The organism is Paenibacillus sp. FSL F4-0100, assembly GCF_037993005.1.
GTDB lineage: Bacteria > Bacillota > Bacilli > Paenibacillales > Paenibacillaceae > Paenibacillus_AQ.
The window spans coordinates 4,475,070-4,494,581 of sequence record NZ_CP150303.1 but is presented as its reverse complement, the minus strand read 5'-3'; the positions used below and the strand labels follow the sequence as shown (position 1 = coordinate 4,494,581).

The 19,512-nt window shown below is 45.6% G+C and carries 24 protein-coding genes and 1 riboswitch; of the genes, 19 read left to right on the top strand and 5 right to left on the bottom strand.

All coding sequences use genetic code 11. The annotated features are described in order from the left end of the window. Positions 1–24 precede the first annotated feature (24 nt). Together MHH48_RS20240 and MHH48_RS20235 are read right to left on the bottom strand one after the other, a co-directional pair. On the bottom strand, positions 25–438 hold the full coding sequence (locus MHH48_RS20240; RefSeq protein ID WP_076321714.1) for a hypothetical protein: 414 nt from the start codon (positions 436–438) through the stop codon (positions 25–27). Between the two features lie 249 nt (positions 439–687). Beyond that, positions 688–1,968: a transcriptional regulator gene (locus MHH48_RS20235; protein WP_076321713.1), complete on the bottom strand. Its 1,281-nt coding sequence runs from the start codon at positions 1,966–1,968 to the stop codon at positions 688–690. A 236-nt stretch (positions 1,969–2,204) separates the two neighbouring features. Between MHH48_RS20235 and MHH48_RS20230 the strand changes: the two genes are divergently transcribed. From MHH48_RS20230 to MHH48_RS20220, 3 genes are all read left to right on the top strand, one after another. Further along, positions 2,205–2,525, top strand: coding sequence for a serine hydrolase domain-containing protein (locus tag MHH48_RS20230; RefSeq protein ID WP_076321712.1), 321 nt, complete (start codon positions 2,205–2,207; stop codon positions 2,523–2,525). Between the two features lie 23 nt (positions 2,526–2,548). Then, the gene (locus MHH48_RS20225; RefSeq protein ID WP_076321711.1) at positions 2,549–3,109 is read left to right on the top strand and encodes a DUF3471 domain-containing protein; all 561 of its coding nucleotides are present in this window, start codon (positions 2,549–2,551) and stop codon (positions 3,107–3,109) included. A gap of 219 nt (positions 3,110–3,328) precedes the next feature. Then, complete coding sequence (locus tag MHH48_RS20220) at positions 3,329–3,604, top strand: CD3324 family protein (protein ID WP_076321710.1); 276 nt, start codon at positions 3,329–3,331, stop codon at positions 3,602–3,604. 103 nt (positions 3,605–3,707) lie between these two features. Here the strand turns inward: MHH48_RS20220 and MHH48_RS20215 are convergent, their stop codons facing one another. Continuing rightward, positions 3,708–4,676: an S-layer homology domain-containing protein gene (locus MHH48_RS20215; protein ID WP_076321709.1), complete on the bottom strand. Its 969-nt coding sequence runs from the start codon at positions 4,674–4,676 to the stop codon at positions 3,708–3,710. 178 nt (positions 4,677–4,854) lie between these two features. On the opposite strand from MHH48_RS20215, the gene MHH48_RS20210 reads away from it, so the two are divergent. The 11 genes from MHH48_RS20210 (at position 4,855) to MHH48_RS20160 (ending at position 11,968) form a co-directional block, all read left to right on the top strand. Beyond that, positions 4,855–5,727, top strand: a complete 873-nt coding sequence (locus MHH48_RS20210; protein ID WP_076321708.1) for an aminoglycoside phosphotransferase family protein — start codon at positions 4,855–4,857, stop codon at positions 5,725–5,727. Between the two features lie 54 nt (positions 5,728–5,781). After that, positions 5,782–6,294, top strand: a complete 513-nt coding sequence (locus MHH48_RS20205) for a GNAT family N-acetyltransferase (protein WP_076321707.1) — start codon at positions 5,782–5,784, stop codon at positions 6,292–6,294. Positions 6,295–6,353: 59 nt separating this feature from the next. After that, complete coding sequence (locus MHH48_RS20200) at positions 6,354–6,794, top strand: hypothetical protein (RefSeq protein ID WP_076321706.1); 441 nt, start codon at positions 6,354–6,356, stop codon at positions 6,792–6,794. Positions 6,795–6,799: 5 nt separating this feature from the next. Further along, on the top strand, positions 6,800–6,991 hold the full coding sequence (locus tag MHH48_RS20195; RefSeq protein ID WP_144023428.1) for a hypothetical protein: 192 nt from the start codon (positions 6,800–6,802) through the stop codon (positions 6,989–6,991). 27 nt (positions 6,992–7,018) lie between these two features. Next, a complete protein-coding gene (locus MHH48_RS20190) occupies positions 7,019–7,252 on the top strand; it encodes a hypothetical protein (RefSeq protein ID WP_076321704.1) in 234 nt (77 codons plus the stop codon). A gap of 21 nt (positions 7,253–7,273) precedes the next feature. Next, on the top strand, positions 7,274–7,648 hold the full coding sequence (locus MHH48_RS20185) for a VOC family protein (RefSeq protein ID WP_076321703.1): 375 nt from the start codon (positions 7,274–7,276) through the stop codon (positions 7,646–7,648). A gap of 34 nt (positions 7,649–7,682) precedes the next feature. Further along, positions 7,683–7,952, top strand: a complete 270-nt coding sequence (locus tag MHH48_RS20180; RefSeq protein WP_256720460.1) for a histidine phosphatase family protein — start codon at positions 7,683–7,685, stop codon at positions 7,950–7,952. A 29-nt stretch (positions 7,953–7,981) separates the two neighbouring features. After that, positions 7,982–8,134, top strand: a complete 153-nt coding sequence (locus MHH48_RS20175) for a hypothetical protein (RefSeq protein ID WP_306024389.1) — start codon at positions 7,982–7,984, stop codon at positions 8,132–8,134. Positions 8,135–8,314: 180 nt separating this feature from the next. Beyond that, positions 8,315–10,531 carry a stalk domain-containing protein gene (locus tag MHH48_RS20170; RefSeq protein ID WP_076321702.1) on the top strand — a complete coding sequence of 739 codons (2,217 nt, stop codon included), beginning with the start codon at positions 8,315–8,317 and terminating at the stop codon, positions 10,529–10,531. Positions 10,532–10,760: 229 nt separating this feature from the next. Further along, complete coding sequence (catA, locus tag MHH48_RS20165; protein WP_076321701.1) at positions 10,761–11,411, top strand: type A chloramphenicol O-acetyltransferase; 651 nt, start codon at positions 10,761–10,763, stop codon at positions 11,409–11,411. Between the two features lie 227 nt (positions 11,412–11,638). Beyond that, positions 11,639–11,968 carry a four-helix bundle copper-binding protein gene (locus MHH48_RS20160; protein ID WP_076321700.1) on the top strand — a complete coding sequence of 110 codons (330 nt, stop codon included), beginning with the start codon at positions 11,639–11,641 and terminating at the stop codon, positions 11,966–11,968. A 1,300-nt stretch (positions 11,969–13,268) separates the two neighbouring features. On the opposite strand, the gene MHH48_RS20155 is transcribed toward MHH48_RS20160, so the two are convergent. Beyond that, positions 13,269–14,474 (bottom strand): MFS transporter, encoded by a 1,206-nt coding sequence (locus MHH48_RS20155; RefSeq protein WP_076321699.1) that lies wholly within the window; start codon positions 14,472–14,474, stop codon positions 13,269–13,271. 131 nt (positions 14,475–14,605) lie between these two features. Here MHH48_RS20155 and MHH48_RS20150 point away from each other — a divergent pair, with 131 nt between their 5' ends. From MHH48_RS20150 to MHH48_RS20130, 5 genes are all read left to right on the top strand, one after another. Continuing rightward, positions 14,606–15,844 carry an aminotransferase class I/II-fold pyridoxal phosphate-dependent enzyme gene (locus MHH48_RS20150; RefSeq protein ID WP_076321698.1) on the top strand — a complete coding sequence of 413 codons (1,239 nt, stop codon included), beginning with the start codon at positions 14,606–14,608 and terminating at the stop codon, positions 15,842–15,844. Then, entirely contained in the window at positions 15,844–16,284 is a 441-nt protein-coding gene (locus MHH48_RS20145) for a hypothetical protein (RefSeq protein WP_076321697.1), read from the top strand. Before MHH48_RS20150 ends, MHH48_RS20145 begins: the two co-directional genes overlap by 1 nt. Before the next feature lie 60 nt (positions 16,285–16,344). Beyond that, entirely contained in the window at positions 16,345–17,166 is an 822-nt protein-coding gene (locus MHH48_RS20140) for a DUF6597 domain-containing transcriptional factor (RefSeq protein WP_076321696.1), read from the top strand. Positions 17,167–17,283: 117 nt separating this feature from the next. Next, positions 17,284–17,709 (top strand): VOC family protein, encoded by a 426-nt coding sequence (locus MHH48_RS20135; protein WP_076321695.1) that lies wholly within the window; start codon positions 17,284–17,286, stop codon positions 17,707–17,709. 32 nt (positions 17,710–17,741) lie between these two features. Continuing rightward, positions 17,742–17,842: riboswitch (purine riboswitch) on the top strand. 68 nt (positions 17,843–17,910) lie between these two features. Then, complete coding sequence (locus MHH48_RS20130) at positions 17,911–19,074, top strand: MFS transporter (RefSeq protein ID WP_076321694.1); 1,164 nt, start codon at positions 17,911–17,913, stop codon at positions 19,072–19,074. A gap of 17 nt (positions 19,075–19,091) precedes the next feature. Here the strand turns inward: MHH48_RS20130 and MHH48_RS20125 are convergent, their stop codons facing one another. Further along, the gene (locus tag MHH48_RS20125; protein ID WP_340386714.1) at positions 19,092–19,274 is read right to left on the bottom strand and encodes a hypothetical protein; all 183 of its coding nucleotides are present in this window, start codon (positions 19,272–19,274) and stop codon (positions 19,092–19,094) included. Between the last annotated feature and the right edge of the window lie 238 nt (positions 19,275–19,512).

Below are 19,512 nucleotides of genomic sequence, written 5' to 3'. Positions count from 1 at the left end.
AGGTCCTTTTTATTTTGCCTATAATCATCCAATCGGTCCCATATAGACAAGCTCTGACGAATTGGCCGGATGCTGGGCAAGACCAATGATATCACCGGCTCTAGGAATTTGTAGTTTCGAAACGAGGGTCTCCAGCGTTTTGGTATATTGGCTCCCATCGTTCTCGGTTACATCCAACTCCAGGATGACAACCGGGTCGAAATTGATCAGCTTTCCGGTATCCCGTACGGTTCGTACTTTAGCGGTGGCCGTTAATGCCAGGGCTCCGGTTGCTGCCATCTGCGCTTGCTTCGCCTGCTCCAAACTTTGATTGATGGCATTGCGATGCTCTTTCGGAACAAAACCTTTCATCATCATGCCGGTTAAACCTTTGTTCATCATTTTATCTGCTTTTTCCAGCGCGTCATCCGGATTTTTCTTTTTTCCAAACCATCCCATAAGCTTAGCACCTCACTATTAGAATTATTTATAATTCCATGTTACCCGTGGGGGTCTGAGGAGACAATGGTTTGGCAAGGATACAAAACTTCCGGCATTAGGAGTAAATCAACACGATACTTCTGCACAAACTTTTGCCGTATTCAAAGGTTTGTGCACTCTTTATCCTGTCGTACAGCGATTAAAATGAAGGGAACGACAAAAGTTTTGCGGGTGGAACATGCTTTTGTAACCTTTTAAGCTCATGAATTATTTACTTCGAAGCAGATAGACCAGCTTTTTGTAGTAAGATGCTGACTCTTTGTATTTCCTTAATTCCTCCGATACCGCGGCCAATGCTTCATATAAGGATTCAAGTCGCAATGTAAGATGATTGGATTCGTAGTATGGTAGACAAGACAGGGCATGCCCCATAAATTCATCATGATGACCGTGTGCTAAGGCTAGCTGACATTGGTAGTAGGCAACCGACATCTCTTGATCCGTTGTAAGCTCTATCGCTTTCAGCTCCTGAATATACTGGGTTAAAAGCCCCCATTGCTTTTGTGCTAACGCCAATTCACATCGGTAAATCAATAGGACTGGACGGAATTGCTGCCGTACTTCCGCCACTTCCCGCGCGAGTAGTCCTTCAAAACGGTTGATTTCTTCTTCCGCTTTTTCATGATCTCCCTGCATCGTCAGCATGATGATTCGATTGTTCAGGATGGTTGACACCATGTTCCCCTGGTTTACCGCATAGACCAAATGGGCTTCTGCCATAGAGAGGGTAACCAGCGCCTCCTGATACAGTCCCATGGAATAACAGTAGCCGCTGTACGCGATGTACAGATCGGATAAGCGGTGAAACAAGCGGTCTTCATAAACCTGTCTCATCGTTCCTTCAAACACCTGCTTGGCCTGGTCATATTGCTTCAAAAATATACAGGCCTCCATTTTGAAGTTTTGAGTGGTCAGCCATAAATCGGTGCCGATCTGAACATGTTCGCTTAACCGGTTCACTTGGCTTAAAGCCTCATGATAGCGGTTCTTGGATCGATAGAACTGGATTTTATAGAACAGCATCGCTTTTTTCGCGGGCAGCGGGAGTTCTGCGTCATCGGGACGGCCGTATTTTTCCAGATAAAAATTGAGGTAATTCTGGTGCAGATATTCATGGGACACCGCATCGTTCACTTGTTGATAATAGACCGCCTTCATTAAGGCCGTTGTGAGTTCTATCGTAAGACTGTCATGTCGATCCGGAAGATCGTATATGCGCTCCTCTGTGATGTGAGAGACCGATTGGGATAATTCTTCAAAGATGCGTTCCGCGGTCTCGAGTGTATCCTTATCGGAATTAGCTGCATTGACTAAGTAGGAGGGGGTCACTTGCAAACGCTGTGCCAGATGCTCGGCAAGGTCCTCGGCCAGTGGATAACGCTCGGCAAGGATGTTCGCAAAATGGGTGGTTGTCACTAATCCTTCAACTAGCTCTTTGCGAGCTTTTCCTTTTTTCTTGCACAAGAAATCAATGCGCTCTTTTAACACGAAAGGAGACTCCTTCTATAACTGGATTTTGGGAAAAGTATACCATGCCGAGCGAGTCCAATCCGGACTGATGGTTAAAAGGGGAACAAGGACCTAGTCACTTGAGAGTGGTGTTGGTTAGCAAGGAAATGTGTCTGGAGTGTCGAATGATGTATGATGCATAGGTTGTGGACCCATATATTTTGTTTCATAAATTGTATAGTTGAAGGAAAGGGGATCATATGGGAGAGATTTTAATGACAATAGAATCGTTAAAGGGCATCCATACATATATCGAGGAGCAGATGAAGGCATGGAAGGTTCCGGGGGTGTCCGTTGCGGTGGTCAAGGATCAGGAGATCGTCATGATGGAGGGTTACGGGTATCGAAATATCGCCCAAAGCCTGCCTGTGACAAGTGAGACGCTGTTCGCGATCGGTTCCTCCACCAAAGCTTTTACTGCACTGGCAGCCGGAATTTTGGCGGGTGAAAAAATCTTGGATTTGGATACACCTGTGAAGGAGTATCTTCCTGATTTCAAAATGTTTGATGCTTTTGCAACGGAGCGGATTGGCTGATCGAACCTTATCGAGGCTTACGGATGGTGAGTCACGGAGGCAATATTGACGGCTTCACCGCACATGTTGCCTTTATTCCTACGGAGAAGATTGGCGTCGTGGTGTTGTCGAATCTCAATGGTACTCCGCTTCCTGTATTTATAGCCAATTACATTTTCGATTCTTTGCTCGGTGGCGAGGTCAAGGACTGGAGTGGGCAAGCGTTGGGACAAAAGAAGGAAGCAACCGTTGCGAACGAGCCGGCAACAAACAGTAAGGCAACTTTAGGTGCGAAAGAACCCATTGTTCCGTTGTCCAGTTCCTTATTAGATTTAACAGGGACGTATGTTCATGCAGCGTATGGAGAAATGATGGTTGAACTTACAGATGGAGAGCTTCGGGCAGGATTCAATTCAATGAAGTTCCCCCTCACCCATCAAAATGCGAATCAGTTTGAACTCCATGTTACGGAGTTTGATATTAAAACCAAAGCGACTTTTCTTACGGACTCGAACGGGAATGTGGATCGCTTATCCGTTATTTTGTTATTCGAGCCTGGTGCAAAGGAAATTGAATTTGTTAGAATAGAGAGTAGAAGCGAGTGAACTTTGAATTATCCAAATTTGGCGAGGTGAAAATCATGATGGCTCACATTAGAAGCACAACCGTTCAAGTCGTTAAATCAGGCTCCGGGCAAAGCAGCACGGAAATATCAAGCAGAGAATTTGTTCGGAGCCTTCTTCAACATTAATTAGAGCTGCAATATTTCATGTGTCCGCTTTGCTCACTATTTACAAGATTCTATGTAGATAGGAGCAGGGAGAATGAAATACGAGAAAGCACTAGATATTTTGCCTGAACACATAGTCAAAACCATTCAACAATATATTGATGGAAGTTATATTTATATTCCGAGAAAGTCGGAGAATCGGAAGTCCTGGGGAGAGCAAACCGGGGTAAAGAAGGATCTGGATATTCGGAATCAGAACATTTTCAAATGTTATATGCATGGCGACTCCATCCGTACATTGTCAGAACGATATTATTTAACAGAGCAATCGATCCGTAGAATTATTCGGGCAGAACGAATGAAAGAATAGGCGAGATCATAGATCATTTTAGTAAGACTGTTATATAGCATTAGTTATCAGAAGGAAAGAGCGGCTAGGACACTTGTCCTGGCCGCTTTTAAATTAAGAAAAGTTACTTATCGGAAATTTGGAACGAACTTTTGATATTTTGTACGTCTAAAAACATGCCTTGATACTCGTTCTTGGCGTTATCATTCGATGGATCGTATTGGACATCAGTAGGTGTGTGAAATACATACACCTGATTGCCTCGTTCCCCGACCTGTACTGCCGGTATTTGCCCCTTGATTTCTTCCTCCTGCTCAGCCCAGTCACTCTTGGACCAGACGGAGATGGTGAACAGTGTGCCCTGAGTCATTGTATTGACGAAGTTCAGATGATGGCCGTTTCCGATGGATTGGTCACGGACTTCATAGCGCGTGTCCCAGCTCTTGGGAATCTCGAGTCGAAAGTGATAGGTGCTGTTTGTATACTTGTGGAATAAATCAGCATGAGAGTAGATCTCCAAGCTTGATGATACGGTATGGAGCTCATTGTATTTCATTGAGTACCTCTCGATTAGGGTCACGGCCTCAGCACGTGTGATTTCTTGATTTGCTTGATAGCCCTCGATGTTTTTTCCTGATATCCCTTGTGCAAGGCCTAAGTCAAGCATGTATTGGATAGAGTCCTTTAGATCGTAATTTTTGCCGGTGGCGTTAGCCAACAACTGAGCTGCCAAACCGCGCGTAAGCTTCTTCTTCGGTGACGTAGCCTTCCAGCCTAACTTCCGGGCATACATGATATAGGGTTCTTCCCATGTTTTCGTTGAGGAGTCATCAGGGATAACCTTCGGATTGGCAGCTCGAATGAGCATCGTCAAAAATTCGCTTTGCGTCACGGTCCGTTTCGGCTTGAAGGTTCCATCCGGATACCCGTCAACCACGTCTTGCTCCACGGCCCATTGAATGTGAGAGTAACCCCAATGATTCAATGGTACATCCTTGAACGGAGTCTCATCTGCAAGCGCAACTCCACTATTCGTCCCTATGTAACAGATCGTAAGCAGAGTTAAAGCCAGCACTTTCCCTAAATTTTTCATTTCCGGATTCTCTCCTCATCGCGACAGATTTCTTACGTGGAATATAATGTCATCTTTGGGCTTGTCATGCAAGAGTAATTCCAACGAAATTGCAAAATTGCTCTGTAATGATTTACCAAGTTAAGGAAAAGCATTAAAATAGAGGTTAATGACATTCGCAAGTAGAAGGAGTTTATATATGAATCCATCATATACCCAGCGCATACAAGACGTTTATCCACATTTACATATTCAAGACGTTGAGATTGACAGCATCGGTCAGAACAACGATGTGTTGATTGTGAATCAAACGCTTGTCTTCAGATTTCCTAAGTACGCAGCAAGTCTCAAAGCCATGATCAGAGAAACACAGTTATTGAATGGGATCAAGACCAAGGTAACGCTGCCTATACCGAATCCGATGTATGTTTCATTTGACGATATGCAGGTGGGCAAAATGTTCATGGGCTATCCGTTAATCGAAGGTCAACCGTTATGGACAGAAGATCTGCTTCCACACCGGAATTCGAACATCGAGGATAGGGTAGCGGAACAGTTGGTCGAATTTCTCGTTCAACTTCATGCTGTGGAGATCAATGAATGGATCGCTGACGATACGAATATCGTAAATGTCCACGAAGAGATGTCCGAATTGTACACTCAAATTCAAGACCAGTTGTTTCGTTATATCAGGCCTGATGCACAAGAGGAAATCTCAAGCAACTTCACCAGGTTTCTGAACAACCCTGCGAATCATGACATTCGTCCAACCTGCATTCATGGTGATTTTGGCACGTCCAACATCCTCTGGAGTCCGGAGAAAGGCCGAATTACGGGTATTATAGATTTTGGAGGCTCAGGGATTGGAGATCCGGCTTATGATCTAGCGGGAATTCTGTCGGGGTACGGTCAAGAGTTCTTCGAAAAGTGCATCGCCATGTATCCGGATGGAGACCAAATCGCGGAGCGTGTACATTTTTATAGAAGCACATTTGCCTTGCAAGAGGCGCTGCATGGAGTCATTCATCAAGACGCTGAGGCGTTTGAGGCAGGCATGCGAGATTTTAGATGAGACAATATCAGAGTTGAATCCTACCATTAAAATACATAACAGCGAGGTAAACCAATGGACGTTACATTAAAGGTGTTAGATAACACGGAGCTGAAAAGCATCTGGAAAGAAGCGTTTCAACAGCAAAATATAAAGCGCCCGGATGAGTATTATGATTATTGCGAATATGAGAACCAAATCGGCAAGCGTGTCACCTTGTTGGCTTTTGTTCATGAGGAGCTGACTGGTGTTTCCCACTTGAAATACGAATCGAGTTATCCATATTTTCGAGATCAGAATATTCCGGAAATCAATGATCTGAATGTGTTCCCAGCGTACCAGAGAAACGGCATAGCTAACAGCATCCTAGAAGAATTCGAGAACATCGTCCGCCAAAAAATGCCGCGTATCGGTATCGGCGTGGGATTGTACAGAGACTATGGCGCGGCACAAAGAATCTATGTCCGTCGCGGTTATATTCCTGATGGCAACGGGATTATGTACAGCAATGAACCTGTGGTGCCCGGTGACATGGTATGTGCGGATGACGATTTGAATCTGTATCTGATTAAAGAGCTGGTTAAATAAAACATTAAAGCACCATGCCAACAATTTGCTTCAGTTATATAAGTTTCAGGAGAGTGAACATGAGCTTCCTCATTCGATTAAATATATCGAGTTTTTTGTATGCATGGTTCCCTTTTGCCGGGATTGAACTTATGGCCAACGTTTACCGACTCAGTCGAGTGACAGAGTGGGGACTGGATCACGTGAATGTTATGATCTTGGTTTTCTTCTTTGTTGGCCTGCTTCTATCGGGTTTCGGATTTCCTAAGCTGATCAGACATTGGTTGGGCGGCCGTAAAGCGTCTTTCTTTTCGCTTGTATTGTGGATCCCCTATTTCATGATACTGACCTATATGGTGGCTGCATGGTTTCCAATCATTAATCCAGCAGACAAACCGAATCCTGTAACAGGACTCATGGCCATCGCAATTTTGGCGTTGTACCCATTCTATCTGGCTATCCTTCATCTGTTTGGAACTAATACGATTACCGAGAGGATGGAGGAAGATCAGGTGACATGAACTTCATGTTAACTAGTGAATGGATCAGGTTTAGAGAGGAGCGGGTTATGATCATCGGTATTCTTATCGTGGTGCTCATTATTGAACTCATTGTAATTGAGGTAAGACTCAAAAAGAAGTTGGCTAATGATGAGAGAATCATTGAGAGACTCGATCTCATGATCAAAGATATACGGGACATTAAGAACAAGCAATAGAGTTACTATCCTGAGGAGGTAGTAAACATGGGCAATGTGGATAAACGCAATCGACTCGATGAAGAAGTATTTACCTATTCAGTAACCAAAAATCAAAAAGTATTCATTTATTGGATGGGGAAACAAGTCAAGATACTGTCGGGTAAAGATAGTGATAAATTTCTGTCCAGGGTAACCGGTGCAGATTTCAAAGAAGCCCAACTGATGATGGCTAAAGTGACCGGGAATTTTAAGCGTGGAAATGAGAAGGATCATAAATAAGCTCGAACAGGAGATCGAAGGATGAATAAAGGGTTTTCCCACTGCTTGCAAATTTTCCCGACGTCTAACTTCGAGAAAACCAGCGAGTTTTATGAGCGAATCGGGTTCCGTGCCGTGAACTATTTTGATGCAACAGAACCGCATATGTGCCTCTACAAGGACGCTGTTGAGATTGTATTAACGAAGACTGATATTGAGGTTGTTCCGAATCGAATCCGTTACGGATATGGGTATGATGCTTATTTTATTACTTATGGACAACGGGAAATCCAGCAAGAGCTTATCGATTTGGACGTGAAGATTGTCAGAGCCTTATCGACGACGGATTATAACAATCATGAGTTTGTATTTGAGGATGTGGACGGGCGCTGGATTGCGGTTGGTAATAAGCTATAGAGCCGTAAGCGTGAAAAAAGGGGGGGGATATGACATGGTTGAGATTCTGGTCGTCAGGCATGGACAATCGGAAGCGGATATTTTGAATCGGTGTGAAGGACGGGCTGACTATGCACTAACGGATCTTGGCCAGCAGCAGGCGCGGCTCCTAGCGGAGTGGATTCATCGTGAATACACCGTGGATGCCATTTTCTCCAGCACGTTAAACCGGGCCAAGCAGACTGCGGCAGCAATAGCTGAAACGACAAAAGTCCCCGTTACCTATGACGATGATTTAATGGAGCAAAATAATGGCCTGACTTGAAAAGAGTATGCATTGTCTCCCATGGCGGGATGATCTCGATGTTATTCCGAAGCTTCTTGAATCTTCCTTATCATACGGACATTCATATCCCGACTGGCGACACAGGTGTTCATCTAAGGAGATATGATCGGAGCGGGAAAAAGATGATTGCGGCCACGAATTTGCAGGAGCATCTATCGTGAAATAATATATATTTAACTCCCGCTATGGCCATCGTGCTGTTGCGGGAGTTTTCATAGGTTTTACAATGTTCTATATCATCGTAAATATTATTAACAGATCAGAGAAACTTTTTTACCAAAATTTGCGTCTAATAGTATGACCTCAATAAATATCAAAAAAGGATTAGAAGGAGTTATGGAATGAAACTGAAGAAACGATCATTGCTAACCGTATTGGCTGTTGCCCAATTAGCTGCAGCTTATCCGGCGAGCGCGGATGCAAATACCGCAGACAAGCCACAACAGTCAGTCACCCAAGAAGTGTACGAGCAAAACGCTGCGGCAACCAAAGCATTAAAATCCGGGGGTACAGACGCTGCTCAAGAAACAACCGATACTACAGAGACAACCACTCAGACAGAGACAGTGACTGAAGGGTCTCAAGTGCCGAATGAAGAAGGAACAACCGAAGTACCGGTTGAGGAAACTGGCGAAGTGAAAGATCCGGCAACAACTACGGAAGAGCCGAGCAACCAGAATAACCAACAAACCGTAACAGGTAAAGAACTTATTCTATATTTTAATAGTACAAAAATGGTACAAGACGGCGTTACCTACAATGCACCACAGCCGATGCAAGTCAAAAAGGGAGTATCCTATGTTCCCATTCGTGCCCTTGTGGACCGTGTAGGCTTCAAGGTCACTTACGATAAGAAGACCAAAGAAACCGTCATTACCAAAGGAACCACTGAGCTTCGCTTCAAAACAGACAGCAGCAAGTATACCGTGAATGGCGTGACGAAAGAGATGAAGGGAACCTCCTACCAGACGAATAGCACCTTCATGGTTCCGCTGACAGCTATAACCCAAGCGCTGGATATTAAATATAAAGCGGATAATGTAGGCAAACGTGTCATCATGAATCTGGAAACCAAGCCCGTAGCCAAGTTTACGGTGGGACCTAAAGAGATTTTTGCAGGAGAAACAACAGTGACTTATACACCGCAGCTGGAGAATGTACAAGGTGAGATCATCGACGAGCGCTGGGAAGGCAAACAGGATATTTTCGATGCGCCAGGCGAATACATAGTCACTTACTCGGTTCAGGATTCTACAGGAGCGTGGAGTGAGCCTTATAGCCAAAAGATTACGGTCATTCAGCCGAATCTACCTCCCGTTGCCATGTTCGAGACCGATAAGTCCGAGTATAAAATGGGTGAGTTGATTACCTATACGAACCTAAGTACTGATGACCAGGACAAGCCTGAGGATCTGACGTACAAGTGGGAGAATAAACAGTATGCTTTCTTCACACCGGGTGTTTATACGATCAAGTTAACGGCCACCGATAAGAAGGGACTTAGTTCCACCTACGAGACGACGATTAACGTGACGAACGAAACGTTATATAAAGAAGAGGATTTCAATATGCTCTTTATCCCGGAAGGGGAGAAATTCACGTTCCTCGGTAATGTGACTTCACGTGCGAAGATCAATTATGATTTTTACGACGAGCCAAGCACCTTGATTCGTAGTAACAGTCCCGAAACCGTCAACACCGAAGGCATTGTGTACCGAGAGACGGCAGTTGGCGATATGCGCTTTATGATTCACCATGTGAACAATTTGAATAAAAATGTGAAAATGTACGTTATTGCAACAAACAAGAACAGCACTCCGGTAACGCTCAGACAAGATTACTTGGGATTTGCAGGCCCGTCGCCGATCGCAACGGCAGCAGGCAAGAAGTCTGTGCTGAACTACTTCCAATCCATGCAGGACGATTCGAAGCGAACTTCAGTAACGCTTGCACCAGGTGAACAGAAGCTGGTCATGACGGAACTGAGCGATGTTAGAATGAAGCAAGGACATGTCATCTCCCTATACTCGGATATGTACAGCGACCTGCCGATTCAGTTCGATGTTGTGATGATTGATGAGAAATCCGATCCATTGAAGGTTCTGAGCACGCTGCCGATCCTGAATCGCGATGGTGTTCACAACCGCGGAACCTATCCGGATTCGACGCGGGTCATCCGTTATTCCGAACTGGTAGGTGCAGATTCCGAACGTCTTGTACTTGGAGACAATCAGGATGACCCTAACCTGGAAGGTATGGACCCTATGGTTGGAGACATTACGCACAACACGGGTAACTTTGGTGTCTTGTATAAAATTACTTTGGATCGCGTAGCGCCGGATACCCTGATCTCGTTTAACCCACGGGGCGGTAAGTACTCGGGATATGCCATGATAAATGGAACGATTGTACCGATCTATTCCCTTGGACAGGTAGCTCCCGGCGAGCAAGCAGTCCTCTACCGTACAGGCGATTACGAACAGAAGGTTGAAATCATGCTGACGGCTGCGCCGGGAAGCAATTTGCCAGTAAACCTGCTGTTTACCCAAATGCCTTAAATTCTTCATTAAGATTGGATGACATAGAGGCTTTACGACTTAAGCAGCTGCTTGAGGAGTGAAGCCTCTTGCTGTATCATTTATAATAATGAAACTGGGCAGAATCAGTTAAACTCGAAGATGTAACAGAAATCTGCTAATACGGAAACTTTGGAGTGATGGCGTGTGATTAGATCAGTGGATATTCCCTCCTGAAATAGAACGATTTTATTTTAGGAGGGCATAAACGATGAAATTTCATATTATAGATGTTGAACAGTGGACGAGAAAACCTTATTACGAGCATTATCGATCGAATAAATGTACCTTTAGCATTACCGTGGATATCGACATTACTCGCTTGCTGTATTCGTTAAAAGCTAATGGATTCAAGCTTTATCCTGCTTTTATTTATATGGTTACCAGGGTTGTCAATAACCGGGTCGAATTCAAGACGTCCTATAGTCCCGAAGGGGAATTGGGTTACTGGGATCGGATGACGCCAAGCTATACTTTTTTCCATAACGATGACCATACCTTCTCCTGTTTATGGACAGCATGTTCGAATGATTTCTATCGATTTCACGATCATTACGAGCAGGACATGGAGCGTTATCGGGATGCAAAAGGGATTTTCGTTAAAGAGAATCCACCGCTGAACACGTTTCCCATATCCATGATACCCTGGGCAAGCTTTAGCGGATTTAATCTAAACATTGTCAATGAAGCAGACTATCTTCTTCCTATCATAACCGGAGGAAAATATATCGAGCAGGGTGGCCGTATTCTGCTCCCAGTCTCATTGCAGGTGCACCATGCTGTGTGTGATGGTTACCATGCCGGCATGTTCTTTCAAGACTTGCAGAGTTTGACGGATTCAAGTGAAGATTGGTTAACTTAATTCATCTCCTATAATTGTTCAACTCGACATTATATTTACGGGTAATGTTCCATTCATGGCAATCATGAAAAATAAGAGACAACTGCTGCGCAGTCGTCTTTTCTATTCGCACCAATGATCTCGACTCTATAAAATATCCTCATATTATCTTCACAAGTTTTGGTTAATTACATACAACCTTGACAAAAGGTATCCTATGAACGCTAAGACCGAAAGGAGAATGGATGATGTCACATGAACAAGTTCAACAATGTATCGAGGAATGCTTGCGCTGTATGATAGCCTGTAACCATTGTTACACCGCATGCTTGGACGAACATGATGTGGCGATGATGAAAGAATGCATTCGCTTGGACCGGCAGTGTGCGGATATTTGCGTATTTGCTGCTCAAGCGATGTCCACGAACAGTATGTATGCCACAGAAATATGCAGGATCTGCGCCGATGTCTGTGAAGCATGCGGCAACGAGTGTAAGAAGCATGACATGAAGCACTGCCAGGAATGTGCTGAAGCATGCTTCCGATGTGCGAAAGTATGCCGGGGGATGGTTGCCTAAGTAAGGCATCCATCGAACAGTAGGACGACGCGGGAAGAACCGCTATATGCGGGAATTGGCCCGTTATGGGTACATGCTGACAGAAGGGGCTCCGGTATATACTGGAATTCGCCCGTTATGGAGAACATGAGGCCAGAGGATTCGTTATATGCGGGAATCGGCCTATTTTGGGGTACATGCTGACAGAAGGAGATCTGGTATTGCACCATAATCACGGGTTAATCCCCCAATTATCTCGTAATAGCGGATTTCATGTCCGCATATTACTGCGAATGGGTGATAACAAGGAAATAGCGGAACCAGTGTCCTCAAATATCGTAAATCCATAGACTTAACAAAGCTGGGTGGCGGATCATAATGAGGGATTCGGTACACGGCTATCGCTGCTGAACTGAATAACAATTATAAGCAGAAATCGGACAAATTGGGCAGATGCAGACAGAGGATCCGATATTTCGGCGAATTCAGCTTACTTTGGGGCACATGCGGACAGAAGAGTCCCGTCATATGCTCAAATTCGCCCAATATGGAGATCATGGGGACAGAGGATCTGTTATATTGCGGAAATCGGCATACTTTGGGGCACATGCGGACAGAAGAGTCCTGTCATATGCTCAAATTCGCCCAATATGGAGATCATGGGGACAGAGGATCTGTTATATTGCGGAAATCGGCTTACTTTGGGGCACATGCAGACAGAGTAGTCTCCGCTATATGCTGAAACTCGCTCATTATGGAGATCATGGGGACAGAGGATCTGTTATATTGCAGAAATCGGCTTACTTTGGGGCACATGCAGACAGAGTAAACTCCGCTATATACTGGAATTCGCCCATTAGGAGATCATGAGGACAGAGAATCCGCTAATCTGCCGAAATCAGCCCATTATGGAGATCACGCGGACACAGGATCCGTTATTGCACCATAATAACGGATTCAGCCCCCAAAGATCCCGCAATAACGGATCTCTTGTCCACATATTGCTACGAAAAGCGTAAAACCAAAGAAATAGCGGAATCAGTGTCCTCAAATATCGCAAATCCATGGACTTTAACAATGCTGGATGGCGGAATCGTAATAAGGAAATCTGTACACGGCTAACCGGCATATAGTCGACAGTCATTCAAGCATGCCTGATAAACTGAATAACAGTAAAACAAAAAGCTTACGCCGTTACATAACGGGTAAGCTTTTTGAATTTAACGATTAATGAACGCTGATCTGGAATGTTTCCCATCCCGATACGATGGTCTGGTTGTCGACCATAGAAAAGAATGAGAAGGATTGAAAAAAGGGCGTTCTACGAAGCCTTTGCCGATGCCAGAGGCGTTAAACCCATATGCTCTTGATCCAGCTGATGGCAGCGGGAGGTAACGGCAAATGCTCCGATTGCGAACACAACAGCAGCCCAAGGCAGATATTCGAGACCAACGTTATCCACGACAAGGCTGCCCAGTAGAGAACCAACGGCGATGCCCAGATTGGATGCGACGGGCATAAGTGTAGAAGCGAAGTCCTTGGAGCCGGCTGAGGATTCATCCGCCAGGTCAATCAGGTATAACTGAACGGCGGTACTGAGCGCAAAGGAGAAGCAGGCGACCAGCATTAACGACACTAAGGCCATCCACGGGAGTGATAGGGTAAGAGCAAGCGCCATCATAATCATCGCTTGGATGATGAAAATCACTTTCAATTTCACCCTTGAATTGCCTTGCGCTACCTTGGCCCCGAGCCAATTACTAAGAATGGTGAAGGCGCCATAGGCCAGCAGAACGGTACTGATCCATTGCTGCGGAATTCCCATTACATTCTCTAAAAGCGGCGTTATGTACGTGTATACGATAAATACAGAACCTACGCCAAGGACCGGAATGAAGAAGGCAAGTCGTATCCGCTTGTTCTTGAACAAAGCAAATTGCTGTTTCATGGAGCTTACGCTAATGGTATTGCTCTTGGGCATAACAGCCACCATCAAAGCTAGCGGGATGATCCCGACCAATGATGTAACAATGAAAGCCGTTTGCCATCCGGCCATCTGGCCGATTTGCGTTCCGACAGGAACGCCAAGGACATTGGCAATCGAGAAACCTCCGATGATCCAGGCAACCGCACCAGCCCTGCGGGAAGCGCTCATATGCTCGCTTGTTGCGGCAATGGCCAGCGATAAAGTTAATCCGCACAAAATCGCGGTGACGATGCGAATGAATAACATGACGGGGTACGTGGTGGCAAAGATGGTCAAATAATTAAACACTAACACCGCAATATACGCTGTCAGAATGGTAACATGCCGAGGAATACGTCCGAGCAGCGTGACCGCAAACGGCGTTCCGATGGCGTATGCAATGGCGAAGCTGGATACGAGGACACCGGCTGCAGCAAGCGAAATACTCAGACTTACGCTGATGTCTTTTAATAATCCAACAATGACGTATTCGGTAGTACCAAGTACAAAGGCTGCAAAAGTAAAGGCGATAATAAAGATGGTCTCTCGTGTTCTGGTCATGGTTGTCTCTTCTCCTGAATTCTCTTTTTGTATGCTTCGATCTTACGTTATGAAAGGCTTTTCAAGTCAAGCCTGAGATGAGGATTTTAAGGCGATGCACCTCCAGCTTCATGCTATAATGTAGGGAAAAAGTGGAGTGGGTGGATATCTTGCCGAATCAAACTTCAAAACGCACATGGCGTGCAGACAAACTATCGCAGATTGGTTCTTCCATATTCGCCGAGGTCAGCGAGTGGAAACAAGAGGCTCTTCAAGCGGGAAGAGATATTATCGACTTGAGCATCGGCAGCCCTGACCGTGGTCCTTCTGCGGATATCCGTGAGGTGCTTAGCCAAGAAGCGCTGAAAGAAGATAACTATACATATCCAGGTACTAGAGGAATCGCGGAGTTTCGAGAACAGTCAGCGGCTTGGATGGAATACCGCTTTGGTGTAAATGTCAATCCCGATACCGAAATACTCGCCTTGATGGGATCTCAGGATGGATTATCGCATCTGGCTCAGGCCATATGTAATCCGGGAGATGTGGCCATTGTACCGAATCCGGGTTACCCAATCTATGCCGGAGCGCTTGCGATTGCAGGCGTTAGGCCTTGGTATCTTCCGCTGAAGGAAGAGTTTGGATTTGTGCCTGATCTGGACAGCATTCCGGAGGAGGTTTGGGCGAAAGCGACATTCATTCTGTTGAATTTTCCGGGGAATCCGATTGCGGTCCGGGTTGATTATGCTTTTTTCGAAAAATTGGTCGGGTTGGCAAAACAATGGGACGTACTGATCGTTCATGATCTTGCATATTCCGAAATGGGTTTTGACGGCTATCGCCCCATGAGTATTCTGCAGGTTCCCGGCGCGATCGACATCGCAGTAGAATTTCACTCCTTCTCGAAGAGCTTTAACATGGCAGGCTGTCGCATCGGCTTTCTTGCCGGTCATGAGGAAGCAGTGGGCGCGCTGCGGGAGTACAAAAGCAATATTGATTTTGGTGTATTCAAGCCTGTACAAATTGCGGCTGTCCATGCACTGCGTCAAGCCATGGCATCTGGCCATGAGGAACAGGGTGTCGCTTCACTATATGAGCTTCGGCGTGATGTCCTCGTCGCATCACTTGCCGAAGCAGGATGGGTTGTACCTAAGCCTCAGGCCACGATGTTTCTATGGGCCCGGCTCCCTGAAGCTTTTCGTGATGTTCAATGGAGGTCGCGCCGTTTCGCCCGCGAATTACTGCTTGAAACCGGCGTAGCGGTTATTCCTGGAGATGCTTTCGGTTCCGAAGGAGAGGGCTATGTGCGAATCGCGTTGGTCCAGGAAGAGCCAGCTTTGCACGAAGCGGCACATCGTATAGGGAAGTTTATTCTGGGGCTTAAGTCGTAATGAAATGGCTTGGAGTTTCCTTTGTCATGTTCCTGGGGCTGGCGCTGTTCCCACAGAGTGCGGGCGAACACATTCAACATCCTGTATCGTACATAGAGGAAGTTGAGGGCGATACAAGCAATGCTCCATATAAGGTACAATTCATAGACTTAGATAAGTACCAAAGTATCGGTGCATACGAGAATACGTTTACCACCGTATCAGATAATGGAAATAAATTAACCGTTAAGGTTCGTAATAGGAACAGCTCGGGTACAGTAATTTTGAATGTCTACCGAGGAACGGAGGAATTCGGATATATGGATGTCAAAGCCGGCAGGGAGGGCATCCGAACATTTGTCATGAATGATGGGAGCGGAGTAACGGGGGATTGGAAGGTTTACACTACGACACGTGACGGTCATGTGATGAACCTCCAGGTTCAAGCAGGGCAGCATTAATCAATGCTGTAATTCAGTTATTAGTTACTTGAGTCATTCGCTATCCAACGTTAATAAAGGGTGAACACATTGCGGAACTATGTCCCTATACAAGCTCCAACGATAGAGAATCCGTCTCCGGACTCTTCTTACACCTATCACGAATATCTGCCAAGCCCTGCATTAAGTCCTTATGTGGCCTGTTATTGGACCTTGGATTATACAGCTTCGCCACTTCAGCAGCCGCTTCATCGCATTCTTCCTGACGGTTGCGTCGATATTATATTTAATCTGAAGGTACGGGATGCTGCAACCTCCGGCTTTATTACCGGACTGATGTCATCTTATGAAGCCTTGAGATTGACGCAGGATCAGTCATTGTTCGGTGTCCGCTTTTTTGCGGAGTCCGTCCGCCCATTCATACGTTATCCAGCTTCCGATTTCCGTGAGGGTCCTGTATTCTTGGAGGAAGCATGGGGGCTGGATGTGAATCAGTTGAACGAGGAAATGGTCACAGCACTGGATTCCGCCAACCGAATGGATGTGGTTGAAAGGTTTTTATTGGGCGTCTTTGGACAGAATAACGTCTGTTCCGAGCCGCTGCTAGAGCATGGCATGCAGTATTTGTACGCTGCTAAAGGAAGAATAACGGTTCGTGCCTTGGCCGAAAAACTTAATTATAGCGAGAGAACCATAAGAAGAGCATTTCAGAAGGAACTCGGCGTCAGTCCGAAGGAAATGTCGGAGATCATTCGTTTTCAAAATTTGCTGCAGGAGTTGCATCAGGCCAAGCCGATCCGATTTCCTGATATTGCTGCCCAATACGGCTACTATGATCAGCCTCATTTTATTAACAACTTCAGGCGTTTATATGGCATGTCACCCGTACAGGCTTTGAAGTGATCAATGATGGAATTGTTGATGTATAGAAGCACGTTGTCCGTTTTTTACAATCATTCAATAGAGTCATCGACGAAAATAAGTATGAGGTAACGATGATGCATAGGAGGTAATGCCATAATGAAAGCACGTATATCCGTACTTACAATCGGCGTCGATGATCTGGAGCGGTCATTGAAGTTTTACCGCGATGGACTCGGACTCCCGACCGAAGGGATCATTGGGACGGAATTTGAGCATGGGGCTGTAGCATTCTTTGAATTACAAGCGGGGGTGAAGCTGGCGATATGGAATCGCAAAGATCTGTCAGTTGAGGCGAATGTTCCTCTGTCCCCTACGAGCTCCTCGGAGTTTACCATCGGTCACAACGTCGGCAGTAAGGAAGAAGTGGATGAGGTGATGGAGCTAGCCGGAATGGCGGGTGCAACGGTAACCGTGCCAGCACAAGACACATTTTGGGGGGGCTACTCCGGCCATTTTCTCGATCCGGATGGACATTTGTGGGAGATTTGCTGGAATCCTGCTTGGGAGCTTGATATTTCGTAACGGATGTGATAAATTAAACAACGATTGTTTTGCAACTGAATAAAATATTTGAATGTATAACCTCATTAATATGGTCTGAGGGTCTCTACCAGGAACCGTAAAAATCCTGATTACAGAAAATGTTTCTCATTTTTTGTAATCAGGGTTTTTTTTGTTGATTTTAGGCAAATATGACCTCGAAGAAAGGGGATTCCATTACAGATGAATCTGAAAGTATTAATTCTAGCGATTTCGACGATATCCGTCGGGCTGGTTGAACTTATTGTTGGCGGAATACTGCCGCTCATCGCCGACGACTTGCATATTTCACTCGGCACGGCTGGGCAGCTGATTACCGTGTTCGCCCTAGTTTATGCGGTAGCAGGACCGGTTCTCCTTGCGCTTACGGCAAGAGTGGAGCGGAAACGGCTTTATATGATTTCCTTATTTGTTTTTTTTAATGGTAACTTGCTGGCTTATGTAAGCCCCAATTTTACGATGCTATTGGCTGCTAGAATATTAACTGCCATGAGCACAGCGCTGATTATCGTGTTATCGTTGACCATTACCGCCAAGGTGGTTGAACCTGAACATCGGGCGAAAGCATTAGGCGTTATTTATATGGGAATCAGCTCATCGTTGGTGCTTGGCGTGCCGCTCGGTATTTTGATTAGTGAAGCTTTTGGATGGAGGGTACTGTTCCTCGGCATCGGCATTTTGTCGATTGGCTCCATGATCTTGATTTATATGTTTCTGGATCGGATCAAGCCTGAAAATGTCACGCCGTTATCCGTTCAGATCAAGGCGCTCGGCAAATCGAAAATCGCCGGAGCGCATCTCGCTACCTTATTCATGCTTGCAGGGCACTACACGATTTATGCATACTTCACGCCGTTTCTTGAATCCGAACTTGGGCTGAGTCCATACTGGATCAGCATCTGTTACTTCCTGTTCGGACTATCCGCAGTCGGCGGTGGGGCCTTTGGAGGCGCACTCGCCGACCGGCTGGGGTCGCATAAGAGCATTGTAATCATCATTACATCATTCATGTTGGTCCTGTTCCTATTGCCGTTCTCCACATTTTCGATCGGCGTATTTTTGGTCGTGATGATGATATGGGGTGCATTAAGCTGGAGTCTGGCCCCTCCGCTGCAGAATTACTTGATTCAAGTGGATCCGGGCTCGTCCGATATCCAGCAGAGTTTCAACAATTCCGCGCTGCAGATCGGAATTGCCCTGGGATCCGCTATCGGCGGCCTTGTGTTAGAGCAGGGAGGTACCGTATCCAGTACGTCTTGGGTAGGCGGAGGAATTGTCATGGTGTCGCTAATCTGCGCCGTTTATTCCTTAACGAGACCTGCGCTTGCATTGAAGACAAGCAAATAGTCCATTATTGCTCATTATCAAAAGACAGCTGCGATGACGCAGCTGTCTTTTTTCTCCGCTAGAAGCTCCGCTAGAAGCTCCGCTAGAAGCTCCGCTAGAAGCTCCGCTAGAAGCTCCGCTAGAAGCTCCGCTAGAAGCTCCGCTAGAAGCTCCGCTAGAAGCTCCGCTAGAAGCTCCGCTAGAAGCTCCGCTAGAAGCACAAGGCATAAACGCGTTCTGCTGGTGAAGTTACTGCTGCGTTAAAGGCTGATATGAAGAACGGACGGAATTGACATCGGATCAAAATAACCTTAAAATAGAATTGTTTCATGTGAATAAATTTTTCTGTGTTATTTCGATTTGTTTCCCATTTTACTGATTAGTTATTTATTCAATGGAAACAATATTCTGATTTGAAGGGGGGTGATATGGACTGGACAACTGAAATCATCATAACTT